The organism is Nocardia noduli (genome assembly GCF_019038455.1).
In the GTDB taxonomy this organism is placed as follows: Bacteria; Actinomycetota; Actinomycetes; order Mycobacteriales; family Mycobacteriaceae; genus Nocardia; species Nocardia noduli.
In genome coordinates, this window is sequence record NZ_JAFMPL010000152.1 from 1 (window position 1) to 13,443 (window position 13,443).

At 67.8% G+C, this 13,443-nt stretch carries 10 protein-coding genes; 2 read left to right on the forward strand and 8 right to left on the reverse strand.

From position 1 onward, the window contains the following. From JZ792_RS38615 to JZ792_RS38625, 3 genes are all read right to left on the reverse strand, one after another. The coding region (locus JZ792_RS38615; RefSeq protein ID WP_216917853.1) for an FtsB family cell division protein at positions 1-523 on the reverse strand (523 nt) is incomplete at its 3' end. A gap of 78 nt (positions 524-601) precedes the next feature. Then, positions 602-1,888, reverse strand: a complete 1,287-nt coding sequence (eno, locus tag JZ792_RS38620) for a phosphopyruvate hydratase (protein WP_109527849.1) — start codon at positions 1,886-1,888, stop codon at positions 602-604. 138 nt (positions 1,889-2,026) lie between these two features. Then, the gene (locus JZ792_RS38625) at positions 2,027-2,749 is read right to left on the reverse strand and encodes a lytic transglycosylase domain-containing protein (protein ID WP_216917854.1); all 723 of its coding nucleotides are present in this window, start codon (positions 2,747-2,749) and stop codon (positions 2,027-2,029) included. 590 nt (positions 2,750-3,339) lie between these two features. Here JZ792_RS38625 and JZ792_RS38630 point away from each other — a divergent pair. Continuing rightward, positions 3,340-4,431: a TauD/TfdA family dioxygenase gene (locus JZ792_RS38630; protein WP_216917855.1), complete on the forward strand. Its 1,092-nt coding sequence runs from the start codon at positions 3,340-3,342 to the stop codon at positions 4,429-4,431. Between the two features lie 76 nt (positions 4,432-4,507). On the opposite strand, the gene JZ792_RS38635 is transcribed toward JZ792_RS38630, so the two are convergent. Both JZ792_RS38635 and JZ792_RS38640 read right to left on the reverse strand, forming a co-directional pair. Continuing rightward, complete coding sequence (locus tag JZ792_RS38635) at positions 4,508-5,083, reverse strand: TerD family protein (protein WP_109527847.1); 576 nt, start codon at positions 5,081-5,083, stop codon at positions 4,508-4,510. Between the two features lie 111 nt (positions 5,084-5,194). Further along, positions 5,195-5,614, reverse strand: a complete 420-nt coding sequence (locus JZ792_RS38640) for an SDR family oxidoreductase (protein ID WP_308165620.1) — start codon at positions 5,612-5,614, stop codon at positions 5,195-5,197. Between the two features lie 786 nt (positions 5,615-6,400). Here JZ792_RS38640 and JZ792_RS38645 point away from each other — a divergent pair. After that, positions 6,401-7,855 (forward strand): stealth family protein, encoded by a 1,455-nt coding sequence (locus JZ792_RS38645; protein WP_254190930.1) that lies wholly within the window; start codon positions 6,401-6,403, stop codon positions 7,853-7,855. A gap of 4 nt (positions 7,856-7,859) precedes the next feature. Here the strand turns inward: JZ792_RS38645 and JZ792_RS38650 are convergent, their stop codons facing one another. The 3 genes from JZ792_RS38650 to mfd form a co-directional block, all read right to left on the reverse strand. Next, the gene (locus JZ792_RS38650) at positions 7,860-8,813 is read right to left on the reverse strand and encodes a phosphodiesterase (RefSeq protein ID WP_216917857.1); all 954 of its coding nucleotides are present in this window, start codon (positions 8,811-8,813) and stop codon (positions 7,860-7,862) included. A 150-nt stretch (positions 8,814-8,963) separates the two neighbouring features. Continuing rightward, on the reverse strand, positions 8,964-9,662 hold the full coding sequence (locus JZ792_RS38655) for a nucleoside triphosphate pyrophosphohydrolase (RefSeq protein WP_216917858.1): 699 nt from the start codon (positions 9,660-9,662) through the stop codon (positions 8,964-8,966). Continuing rightward, positions 9,662-13,276, reverse strand: a complete 3,615-nt coding sequence (gene mfd, locus JZ792_RS38660; RefSeq protein ID WP_254190925.1) for a transcription-repair coupling factor — start codon at positions 13,274-13,276, stop codon at positions 9,662-9,664. The genes JZ792_RS38655 and mfd overlap by 1 nt, the downstream gene beginning before the upstream one ends. Positions 13,277-13,443: the final 167 nt, after the last annotated feature.

Here is a 13,443-nt window from a genome sequence, read left to right on the forward strand (position 1 = left end):
GCGCCGCGGGTCGGGGCGGGGCCTCGATACCGGGTACCTGCACGATGTAGGGCGTCTCCCCCGGCATCACCAGGCGCAACCGGTCGCGGGCCTCGGCCCGGATGTAGGCCGGATCCTGCTGCTGGGCACGCCGATCGCGCAACCGAGTGAGGTCGGCTTCCAATTCCTGTCGCTGTTGCGCCAGTTCGGTCGCCTCGGTGCGCTGGGCGAAATAGGTTCGCATCGGCACGGCCAGGGTCAGCGCGAGCGCGCACACCACGGCCGCGAGCACGACCGCCTTCCCGGTGGAGAGGCCGAGAATCGTGCGCTCGTTCCTGTCGCCCGCGCCCCCGCGCGCGGCGATCTTGCGCGGGGACGCCTTCTTGTCGGCGTCGGTGCGTCGGCGCGCCGCGCGTTTGGCCGCGGCGGGCCTGGCGGCGGTTTCGGTATCGGTGCCCGCGCGCGGCCGCGAACCGGCCACGCGTGACGTGCGGCGGTCCCCGCGTCCGGCCGGACTGGTTCCACGCGCGCGCCGCTCGGTCATACCGCTCCCTGTACCTGTGCTGCGATGCGCACGAGAGCTTCGGCTATACCGCCGTACCCCTCGTGCGCATCGCGGTGATCATCCTTCGAACGCGAACCGCGGGAACGCGACGTCCCCGGCGTACCGGGCGGAATCGCCCAGCGCGTCCTCGATGCGCAGCAACTGGTTGTACTTGGCGACGCGCTCGCTGCGCGCGGGGGCGCCGGTCTTGATCTGACCGCTGCCGACGGCCACGGCCAGATCGGCGATGGTGGTGTCCTCGGTCTCGCCGGACCGGTGCGACATCATCGTCTTGTAGCCGTTGCGGTGCGCGAGTTCCACCGCGTCGAGGGTTTCGGTGAGGGTGCCGATCTGGTTGACCTTCACCAGCAGCGCGTTGGCCGCACCCTTGGCGATACCTTCTTCGAGACGCTCCGGATTGGTGACGAACAGGTCGTCGCCGACCAGCTGCACCTTGTCGCCGATCTGATCGGTCAGCGCGACCCAGCCGTCCCAGTCGTCCTCCGACAGCGGGTCCTCGATGGAGACCAGCGGGTAGGAGGTCAGCAGGTCGGCGTAGAACTGCGCCATCTCGGCGGCCGAGCGGACGCTGCCCTCGAATTTGTAACCGCTACCCGCGGTGTAGAACTCGGTGGCCGCGACATCGAGCGCCAGCGTGACATCGGTGCCCAGTTTGAGGCCGGTCTTGCCGATGGCGACGATGATCAGGTCGAGCGCCTCCTTGGTGCCCGCGACATCGGGGGCGAAACCGCCCTCGTCGCCGAGCCCGGTGGACAGCCCCTTCGACTTCAGCACCGCCTTGAGCGAGTGGTAGACCTCGGCGCCCCAGCGCAGCGACTCCTTGAACGTCGGCGCTCCGATCGGGGCGACCATGAACTCCTGGACGTCGACGCCGGTATCGGCGTGCGCGCCACCGTTGAGGATGTTCATCATCGGCACCGGGAGCACGTGCGCGTTCGGGCCGCCCAGGTAGCGGAACAGTTCGAGGCCCGAGGATTCGGCGGCCGCGCGGGCTACCGCCAGCGAGACGCCGAGCAGGGCGTTCGCGCCGAGCCGGGATTTGTCGGGGGTGCCGTCCAGATCCAGCAGCACCTGGTCGACGGTGCGCTGCTCGACCGCGTCCAGTCCGATGACGGCGGGAGCGATCTCGTCGAGGACGCCCTCGACGGCCTTCTGCACGCCTTTGCCCAGGTAACGGTCGCCGCCGTCGCGTAGTTCGACCGCTTCGTGTTCACCGGTGGAGGCGCCGGACGGCACCGCCGCCCGGGTCAGCGTGCCGTCGTCGAGGGCGATCTCGACCTCGACAGTGGGGTTGCCACGAGAATCCAGGATCTCGCGAGCTCCGACCTGTTCGATGATGGCCACGAAAACGACACTCCTTCGCTGCTGGCACGGTGGATATCACGGGATGGGCCGTGCGGTGCCGAGCCTATCGCAGTACGCGACGGGTGCGGTCCCGGCACGGCGGGTCGAGTCGGGCCGCGGAACGCGGTGCGCGCGGGATCACACTCGGCGGCCGACGCTATAGGCGGCGGCGCGATCGCGGACGGTGAGCAGATAGCTGTTGGACCGGTTGTAGGTGAGCAACGCCTGCTGCCATCCCGGTTCGGAGGTGAGGTCGCCGCCGCTCGCGCACAGGTACCTGGCCGCGGTCAACGCGGCGTCATCGATGTTCTGCGGGTCGGCGACACCGTCGCCGTTGGCGTCGACACCCCACCGCTTCCATGTTTCCGGGATGAATTGCAGCGGGCCGATGGCGCGATCGTGGTCACCGTCGCCGTCGAGTACGCCACGGTCGGTATCGCGGATCAGCGCGACACCGGGTGCGCCGTCGAGCGCGATGCCGATGATCGGCGGACGCACGTTCCCGTCGTCGCCGAGGTCGGAACGGCCGTGGGTGCCGTGCCTGCTCTCCACGCTGGCGATGCCCGCGATGGTGGTCCAGCCGATACCGCATTCCGGTCTCGCGCGGGCCATCACCGCGGCCGCGTAGCCGTATGCCTCCAGTGCGACGGTGGAGATGCCGGTGCTCGACTGCTCGGAAGCCCAGCCGCGCAACTGCAACGCGCTGCGGCCGGGAGCGTCCAGGTCGATCGGGGGCAGCACCGCGCCGGGGCCGGGCGGTATGCCTTCCGGAATCGGCGGCAGCGCGGGACCCGCACCGCACCCGGCGACCACCAGGGTCACCAGGGCGGCGGCTACGACGCCGATCGTCTTCGCGAACACCACTCCATCATCCAGATCCGAGCGGATACGGCGGCGCGGCGTGAGCGAGGCCTCCTTCGCAGCTCGGGGCGCATCGCGCGCGGGGGCCGCCGCCGAATCACGCCGCCGGTGCCGTGTGGTCGTGATCATCGCGTCCCCCCTCGTGCGGCACCCTCGGCCACCACGCAAGATTAGGTCGGGCACGCCGAATCACGCTTTCGGTTGTCCACAGGCGTGTGGCGTGTCGCCGGTTGTCCACAGGCCGATCTCGTCGGGTCGGGCATCGCGGCAGGCGACACGGGTGATCCCGGCTCTCCGATCCGACCGGCGCCGTGGAAGTGTTGCGGCAGTTCGCATATAGCTGTCGCGAGACCGACCTCGACGCGATGCCGAGGTGTCGGCGTACGGCGTCCGCTCCCCGGTTCACTGCCTCGCCGATGGATGCCGGGAATTTGCTCCGGCCGAGTCTTTCTCGCGTACCCTCGCTGATGCGTTATCGCTATACCCAGCGGCTTCCTCGTGCACGCCCGGTGTCGGCCATCGAGTAACGCCCGCTTCCCTGATCGGATCTTCACCCCTCGTTCGGCCGATACAAAGGAAGGTTTCTCCTGGTGAAAAGCGTTCTCTCCGAACGTAAGACGCTTCACCCACACGAAATCGAGCGGCGCGAACTGCCCGCGGAGGCCGGACTTGCCGTCCGGGCGCTGGCGGATCGGATCTGTACCGCGCTGGACGCGACACCGGGCGACCCCGCCGAGTGGGTGCGCACCCTGACCGATTCCGCGCTCATCGCCCGGATCGACGCGGGGGTCTCGGAACTGCCCGCGTCACTTCGTGACGCCTTCCGCGCCCCGACCAGCAATGCCGGGGCAACGATCGTCAGCCGATTACCGGTCACCGACGAGGAATTCGGCCCGACCCCGTCCGGATGGAGCGAGGCAGCCGCCTGGGCGGGCGATCGAGAACGCCGCGCCCGTTCCTTCCACTTCGACATCGTCATGATGCTGATCGCGCGGGCGGTCGGCGAACCGTTCGGCTGGGCGGGCCAGCAGGGCGGCAGGCTCGTCAACAACATCCTGCCGACGCCAGGGCACGAGTACGAACAGTCCGGCGCGAGCAGCACGATATTGCTCAGTCCCCACAGCGAGGACGCGTTCCACCCGCACCGGGCGAATCTGCTGATGCTGGCGTGCCTGCGCAATCCGGACGAGGTCGGCACCACCCTGTCGTCGGTGCGGCAGGTCGAACTCACCGCGGACCAGCGTCGCCTGCTGAGCACCCCGACGCTGCCGATCCTGCCCGATATCTCCTACGGCGACGGCCACCAGCGCTATCCGGCCCCGCCGGTGCCGACGATATGGTGCGAATCCCCTGACGACGCGGATGATTCGATGTTGCGCTACGACCCCGCCTACACGCCGCTCGACGACGCGGATCCCGAATTCCGGCGCGCGTACGCCCATCTCACCGCCGAATTGGAACGGGTCTGCCACACCGCGGCACTCGAACCGGGTGAATTCCTGCTGGTCGACAACGATGTCGCCGTCCACGGCCGAGTCCCCTTCACCGCGCGCTACGACGGCACCGATCGGTGGCTCAAGCGCGTCAACATCCGCCTGCCCGAACGCGGGCGACGCGCGGAGGAGGCGAAGGAAAACGGATACGGCCAACGGGTGGTCGCACCGTTCCGCGCGGGGGCGTGAGGCGGCGCGACCCCGGATAACAGGAACGGGCGGGTCGTCTCGGCGAATACCGAGGCGACCCGCCCGATCGAGTACGTCAGATATTGACGCCGTAATCGCGGGCGATGCCCGCCAATCCGGACGCGTATCCCTGACCGATCGCACGGAACTTCCACTCGGGACCGTGCCGGTAGAGTTCGCCGAAGATCATCGCCGTCTCCGTCGACGCGTCCTCGGTGAGGTCGTAGCGGGCGAGTTCGGCCCCGGTCACCGAGTCGACGACCCGGATGAACGCGTTGCGGATCTGGCCGAAGGACTGACCGCGCGCGTCGGCGTCGTGGATGGACACCGGGAAGAAGATATTGGTGATCGTCGGCGGAGTGGCGGCGAGATCGATATTGATCGACTCGTCGTCTCCCTCGCCCTCACCGGTCAGGTTGTCACCGGTGTGCTCGATGGTCCCTTCCGGCGAGCGGAGGTTGTTGTAGAAGATGAAGTGCTGATCGGACAGCACTTTCAGACTCGAACCCGTGGCGAGCGCGCTCGCGTCGAGGTCGTAGTCCGCCCCGGTGGTCGTCCGGGTGTCCCAGCCGAGTCCCACCGTAACCTTGGTCAGGTTCGGGGCCTGCTTCGACAGTGAAACATTGCCGCCCTTGGCCAGTGTGACGCTCATGATCCCCTTCCGTTCGGCGCTCGCGCGCCGCCTTTCTCCGCGATTGTCATCGCTGTTTCCGATTGTTCTTGCAGCCGTTTTATTTTGATGTCGGATCCGTATGGCAGCGGATCAATGTGATTGATGGGCCCAGTCCTGCAAAGTTTCCACCCGGCCCTGGAGTGCGTGCAATTCGGTCGCATCGAGGACGGTGCGCTGGATGCCGTCGACGACGGCGAAAGCGGACTGCCGGTGATCATCGATCACGTCGACATCGATGCGAACCGCGACGTAATCCTGCGCGTCGGGCATCTCCTCGGCAATTACCTGAGCTGTTCCGCGTGCGCAGAGCGCGACGTTACCGCCACCCAGGATCAGCAGTGCCACCGGCGGCCGCTGCCGAAGTCTCGTCAGAGATCCGCGATCATACTTGAGACTGATCAGTATGGTCCGGTCGCCCGCGCGGACCGGCCACGACACCGGAATCGCGTGGGGTGCCGGATCCGTGGTGACCAGCACCGCGATGGTTTTCCGTGGCCATTCCGGTAGCACGTCCAAGACGGGATGATCTGTCGAATGGTCCTGTTGCGTCGAGCTCGCTCCGGCTGCCATCTGGGTTCACCTCGTGGATCGCGATGCGCGCGACGGGCTGTGTCGCGCTGACAGCCAGTCTAAGGCGCTGGGGCGCTTCACCGCTGGCGCCGGCGAATTTGCCCGGACCGATCTCAGGTGGTTATCAGGCGGAGATGCGCCGGGATGAGCAGCGAACGCGCCCGGTCGCGCGCCATATCCTCGGCGCGCACCTCCGTCGAGGCGTCGTGACACGCGTGTTCGCCGAACTGGACGGCGCAACGGCTCGTCAGCGTCCGTGCGGCAATCTCCCCGCCGCGAGGCCGACCTCAGGTCGATGCGAAGTGGGGGGCTGATACTGTTCGCAACCACGTCGGCGATTCCGATTGACGGACGCCGGAATGCGATGCATCATTCCTAGCAACTCCCTGTTCATCAGGAGTTCTTCAATCCGCCGGCCGATGATTGTCCGGCCCTGCGCGCTGATTCCGTCGCGCTCGGCTGTTCCGGCCCTGCGCGTCAGCCTGTCCGGTACGAATCCGTGCGCGTCTGTCCCAGAGTGAGGTGAGAACGAATGGTCAACCGATCGTCCTGGTATCGGCCGGCGAATTCGTTCCTGCCCTACAGCATCCTGCCTCATCCCTGAATTCGACCGCGCCGCGCGAGGCGACCTCGGCCCACTCCCACGTGGCCGGGGCCGCCACCCGTCTCCGGCGCGGTGCCTCGGCGTTTTCCGACGGAACGACCCGATGGATGGGGAAAACAATGATGGATATGGGAGCAGCGCACTCGCGGACGGTGGGTACGGTCGCCCGATCGACCACGCGCAATCTGGTCGCCTCCGAGGCGATGGTCGCCGATCTGATCTACCTGCGCGGTGAACTGGCGACGGCGGAAGTGCCGTTCCTGCTGGTACGTGACAATGAACACCGACTGGTGCTCGCCGTCGACGCCGCGCATCGGACGATGGCGCAGCGGGTACTGACGGCGGCGCTGTCCGCCGGATTCGCGTGCGCCGACCTCCTCGACAATGTCGTGCGACTGGGGCGTGACACCGACCCGGCCCACCACGTCGACCTCGAATTCTGGGACTACCACGGCGACACCGTCGAATGCCCGCGTCCGAACGCGCTGACGCGCACCGTGTTCGATCTCGCCGACGTGACGATGGCCGATGTCGCGCTGTTCGAGCGGACCTGGCCGACCCTGACCGATATGTTCGCTCCGCATCCGACCGACGTCGACTTCGATATCGACATCGTCTTCTCCTGGGTCGACGGGTCCGATCCCGAATTCCGCGCGCGCCGTGCGGGCATGCTGGCACAGGTGGTGGTCGGCGAAGGCGACGACTCCGACGCCAGGATCCGTCAGATCGACGAACTCGAATACGCGATGCGCTCGGTGCACAAGAACGCGCCGTGGATCCGGCACATCTTCATCGCGACCGATTCCGCCGTTCCGGCCTGGCTTGCCGAACATCCGGCAGTGACGGTGGTCCGCGCCGTCGACCATTTCAGCGAGACGAGCGGGCTGCCGACCTTCAACTCGCACGCGGTGGAATGCCAACTCCAGCACATCGAAGGGCTCAGCGAGCATTTCCTGTACTCCAACGACGACATGTTCTTCGCCCGCCCCACGCGGCCGTCCATGTTCTTCACCCCGGCCGGAATCAGTCGTTTCATCGAGGCGGACACCCGCATCGGGCCGGGACGGAACAACGAGCGCCGCAGCGGTTTCGAGAACGCGGCGCGGGTGAATCGCGGACTGCTCGCACGGCGGTTCGGGCATGTGATCACCCGCCATCTCGAGCACACCCCGGTTCCGTTGCGCCGCAGCGTCCTACTGGAGATGGAAGCGGAATTCGCCGAGGATTTCGCGCGTACGAGGGCCAGCCGGTTCCGCGCGGCCACCGATATCTCGGTCACCAACTCGCTCTACCACTACTACGCCCTGCTCAGCGGACGCGCGGTACCGCAGGAATCGGCGAGGATGCGCTACGTCGACACCACGAGCAGGGTGGGGCTCGGCCTACTACCCGAGCTGATCGAACGACGTGACGTCGATTTCTTCTGCCTCAACGACGGGAGTTTCCCCGAAGTGGGCGAGGCCGAACGGGTGCGCACGGTGTCGGCGTTCCTCGCCGAGTACTACCCGGAACCGGCTCCGTGGGAGCGGATCGACCCGGCTTCGCACCCCGTCATGCCCGAGTCGGGCGCGGCCTGAGCGGTCAGCGCATCGATTCGTCGCCGGATTCCGGTGTCGGCTGCGCGTTGCGCATGACGTGCGGAATGCGGGCGGCGGGCGGTATCACGATGCCCGCCTCGCGCAGGGTCGCCGCGGCTTCCTCCGGCGTCGACGGGCTGCCGACGGTCGGGCCGCGATCGATCGGCACCACCGAATGCACCACGGTGTCGGGATAGACGTGCACGTAGTTGAACGCCTGCGCGCCGTCACGCCCGCGCAGACCCCCCGCTTCCACACCGAGATCCTGGGTGTAGCAACTGGCCGACGCGACCGAGACCGGAATGCCCGCGAAGGTCGCGAAGGTGGAGAAATGCAGGTGACCGGCGAGGATCGCGCGTACGTCGCTGCCGTCGAGCACATCGGCCAGGCGGCGCTGATCGCGCAGTTCGACGGTGACCGCGAGATCGATCACGCACGGCACCGGGGGGTGGTGCATGGCGAGCACCGTGCCGAACGGGGCGGGCTCGGACAGCACCGATCGCAGCCAGGACAGCTGCTCGTCGGTGAGATCACCGTGGTGGTGGCCGGGCACGGTGGTGTCGAGCACGACGATGCGCAGGCCGTCGATCATGTGCACGCGATCCAGCGGAGCGGTCGACGGGTATTCATCGAGCAGTCGCTGCCGTAGCGTGGCGCGGTCGTCGTGATTACCGGTCACCCAGACGATCGGGGCCTGTGTCCGGCGCGCGAACGGTTCCATGATCTCGCGCAGTTTGTCGTAGGCCGCGGGCTCACCCCGGTCGGCCAGATCTCCGGTCACGACGATCGCGGTCGGTCGGATACCGCCGGAGACGGCGTGGTCGAGCAGCTGTCGCAGCCGCAGATCCGCGTCGACGGCGTCGTAGAGCTCGCCGTCGCCCGCGATGAGATGGGTGTCGCTCAAGTGGAACAACACGTGATCCGGTCGCGGGTACTCCGCGACTCTGCCGATGTGCACCGGACCGTACATCCTCCCGGCGGTGTGCCCGCCATTGGCATCGGAATCCCCGCCACCTTAGCGAAGCCCTACCGACAGGATTCCCGACGGGCGGTGACGGCAAGCTTGCGGGTAGGTGTGACTTCGGTGTCGGAGGCGTCGCCGAGCGCCTCAGGGCCAGTAGCGACGCCACTCACCCGCGCTCAGCCGACGACGTTCGCCGCATGCGGTTTCGGCGGCGTCCTCCGTGGCGCGAATCGTCGCGGCGAAGGTCAGCGTGGCCTTGCGCAGGCGTTCCTCGGCGCTGTCGGGACCACCGAGGCGAACCACGCGCAGCTCGTCCGGGATCAGGTCGTCGGGCAGACCCGCTTTGGTGCCGCGCGCGATGACCTTCTCGGCCAGTGCGAGCGCGGGCTGGGCCATGGCGATGCCGTCCAGGCAGGAACGCCTGGCCTTCTCCGCCGATTTGCGTTCCTCCCAGGCGAGTTCCTGGGCGGCGATCTTGTCGGCGACCGTCGCGGCGGGGTCGAGCGAAGAACCGACCAGATGCGGGCTGCGATTGACGAGTTTGGCGACGAGCGCGGCGGCCACCTCATCGACGGTGAACTCCCCTGCCGCCTCGGCGATCCTGGAATGGAAGAGGACCTGGAGCAGCAGATCGCCGAGTTCCTCCTTGATGGTCTCCGCGTCGTCGTCCTGGATGGCGTCGAGGAGTTCGTAGGTCTCCTCCAGCAGGTAAGGGCGCAGCGAGTCATGGGTCTGGGTGACCTCCCAGCCACCGAAACTCCACAACCGATCCATCACCTCGACGGCGTCGGCCAGACCTGCCGCGACCCGACGCACCGCACCGACCTCGTCGCGCCGATCCATCAATTCGCGGCCACCTCGGTCGCGACGGTGAGATCCACCGCACCCTGTGCCTTGCCGTCCAGCGCCAGCAGCAGGTCGGCGACGAATTGCAGCAACCGGACATCGCGGACCCGGTCCGCGCCGACACTGTCCTGCACCCGGGGCAGGGGCAGTTGCACCACACCGCTCGCGGGCTTGTAGGAGGCGCTCGGATAGATGCGCTTGAGCCGGAGTTGTTTGGAATCGGGGAGATTCAGCAGCGGGGAGATCTTCAGCGTGGTCCCGGCCACCGCGATCTCGGTGACGCCGTACTCGCGCGCCAGCAGACGCAGTTTCGCCACCGACACCAGCCGACCGACCTCGACCGGCAGCGGGCCGTAACGGTCGACGAGTTCCTCCACCACCAAGGCGAGCGCCGAATCGTCCTGTGCGGCGGCGAGTTTGCGATACGCCTCCAGCCGCAGCCGATCGCTGGCGATGTAGTCGGGCGGGATATGCGCGTCGACGGGGAGGTCGATGCGGACCTCCTTGACCTCCTCGGTGACGATCGGTTTGCCGTCGGCGGCGGCCCGGTAGGCCTCCACCGCCTCGCCGACCAGTCGCACGTACAGATCGAAGCCGACACCGGCGACATGGCCGGACTGTTCCGCGCCGAGAACGTTTCCGGCGCCGCGGATCTCGAGATCCTTCATCGCCACCGCCATACCCGCGCCGAGGTCGGAATTCTGCGCGATGGTCGCGAGCCGGTCGTAGGCGGTCTCGGTGAGCGGTTTCTCCGGCGGGTACAGGAAGTAGGCGTAGCCGCGTTCCCGGCTCCGCCCGACGCGACCGCGCAACTGGTGCAGCTGTGACAGACCGAGCGCGTCGGCGCGTTCCACGACCAGGGTGTTGGCGTTGGAGATGTCGAGTCCGGTCTCGATGATCGTGGTGCACACCAGGACGTCGAATTCACGTTCCCAGAAGCCCTGGACCGTCTGCTCGAGCATGTCCTCGTGCATCTGGCCGTGCGCGACGACCACCCGCGCCTCCGGCACCAGATCGCGAATCCGCTTGGCGGCCTTGTCGATCGAGGAGACCCGGTTGTGCACGTAGAAGATCTGCCCGTCGCGGAGCAGTTCGCGGCGGATGGCGGCGGTGACCTGTTTGTCGTTGTACCCGCCGACGTAGGTGAGCACCGGGTGGCGTTCCTCGGGCGGGGTCAGGATGGTCGACATCTCGCGGATGCCCGCCAGGCTCATCTCCAGGGTGCGCGGAATCGGGGTGGCCGACATGGTCAGCACGTCGACGTGGGTGCGCAGCGCCTTGATGTGTTCCTTGTGTTCGACACCGAAGCGCTGTTCCTCGTCGACCACGACCAGGCCGAGATCCTTCCAGCGCACACCGGTCTGGAGCAGCCGGTGTGTGCCGACCACGATATCGACCGAACCGTCGGCCATCCCCGCGAGCACCTCGCGCGATTCGGCGACATCGGTGAAGCGCGACAGGCCCTTCACCGTCACCGGGAATCCCGCGACCCGCTCGGCGAAGGTCTGGAGATGCTGCTGGGCCAGCAGTGTCGTCGGCACCAGCACCACGACCTGTTTACCGTCCTGGACCGCCTTGAACGCCGCGCGCACCGCGATCTCGGTCTTGCCGTAACCGACGTCGCCGCAGACCACGCGGTCCATCGGCACCGGCTTCTCCATATCGGATTTGACCTCGGCGATGGCGGTCATCTGGTCGACCGTCTCGGTGAACGCGAACGCGTCCTCCATCTCCTGCTGCCACGGGGTGTCCTTGCCGAAGGCGTGACCTGGAGCCGCCTGCCTGGCCGCGTACAACTGCACGAGTTCGCCCGCGATCTCGCGAACCGCCTTGCGCGCCTTGCGTTTCGTATTGGCCCAGTCCGAACCGCCCAGTTTGGACAGGCTCGGCATCTCACCGCCGACATAGCGCGAGAGTTGGTCGAGCGATTCCATCGGAACGAACAGCCGGTCGCCCGGCTGGCCGCGCTTTCCGGGCGCGTATTCGATAACCAGGTATTCGCGGCGAGCACCGCCGACGGTACGTTCGATCATCTCGACGAAGCGGCCGATTCCGTGCTGATCGTGCACGACCATATCGCCCGCGTTGAGCGCGAGCGGGTCCACCTGATTGCGTCGTTTGGCGGGCAGCCGCTTACCTTCGCCGGGTGCGGTGACCCGGTTTCCGGTGAGGTCGGATTCCGCGACGACCACCAGTCCCGCGTCCTCGAAGACCAGGCCGTCGTGCAGGGAACCGCACAGCACACCGACCAGGCCGGGACTCGGTTCCTCCGCGCTGTCGAGCACCCCCGCGGGCACTTCCGCGTCGGCAAGTCGTTCCAGCACGCGCTGCGCGGTGCCGTGACCCGCGACCACCACCACCGCGCGTCCGCCGGTCGCGACGTGCGCGCGCAGCGAGGCGAAGATCGTCGCGACCAGTTCCTCGGAACCGCGCGCGGTGGGTCCTGCCAGCAGCGGCAGGACGACCTCGGCGGGATCGCCCGAGGTCAGCGGGCTCATGGTCCACCACGACAGCCCACGCCGGTTCGCGCTCTCGTGGATCTCGGGCAGCCCCCGGTACCCGGAGGCGGCCAGATCCAGACCGTGCGCGCCCAGCGGCGCGGAGGCGCCGAAGGAGGCCGCGGTCCACGAGGCTTCCAGGAATTCCTCCCCGGTGCGGACCAGGTCGGCGGCGCGGGTGCGGATCTTCTCCGGATCGCACAGCAGCAGGTGGGTGTCGTCGGGCAGTACCTCGGTCAGCAGGCGCAGTTCACCGGGTTGCAGCACCGGCAGCAGCGCTTCCATGCCGTCGACGGGAATGCCCTGGGAGAGTTTCTCCAGCATCTCGACCAGCGCCGCGTCGGCCGCGTTGTCGGCGGCCACCTCCGAGGCCCGGTCGCGCACCGCCTCGGTCAGCAGCAGTTCCCGGCACGGCGTCGCGACGACGAGATCCACCTCGATCTCGCCGAGCGAGCGCTGATCGGCCACCGAGAACGGGCGCAGTTCGGTGATCTCGTCACCCCAGAACTCCACGCGCACCGGATGATCGGCGGTCGGCGGGAAGACGTCGAGAATGCCACCGCGCACCGCGAACTCACCGCGCTTGCCCACCATGTCGACCCGCGTGTAAGCGAATTCCACCAGCCGCGTGAGCAATCCGTCGAAGTCGAATTCCGCCCCGACCCGCAGCACGACCGGCTCGATATCCCCCAGCCCCGCCGCCATCGGCTGCATGAGCGAGCGCACCGTGGTCACCACCACCCGCAGCGGCACCGGGAACACCGGGTCCTCCGGATGCGCCAGCCGCCGCAGCACCTCCAGCCTGCGCCCGACCGTATCCGCCCCCGGCGACAGTCGCTCGTGCGGCAGCGTCTCCCAGGACGGGAACTGCGCGACCGCCTCACCCAGCATCTCGGTCAACTCGACCGCCAGATCATCGGCCTCACGCCCCGTGGCCGTCACCACGACCACCGGCCGTTTCACCGCGACCGTGGCCGAGACGAACGGCCGCGCCGCCGACGGCGCGACGAGCTCGACCGAAGACTTCCCCACCAGGTCGGCGACGGTCCGCAGGGCCGCGTCGGCACCGGCCACCGCGGCCAGTCCAGCAAGAGGTGGACGGTGGGTGGGCATTGCGACTCCTGAGCTCAGGCGATGGTTCAGAACAGCCAACTGAGTCTAAACACCACGACCCCCACCCTCACGGCGCGAGCCTTACGAGCGCCCGTTCGCGGCCGTCTCGCGTCCGAGCGGTCGAGACAATGCGACGAAGTCGCGAGTATCGACCGCTCGGACGCGAG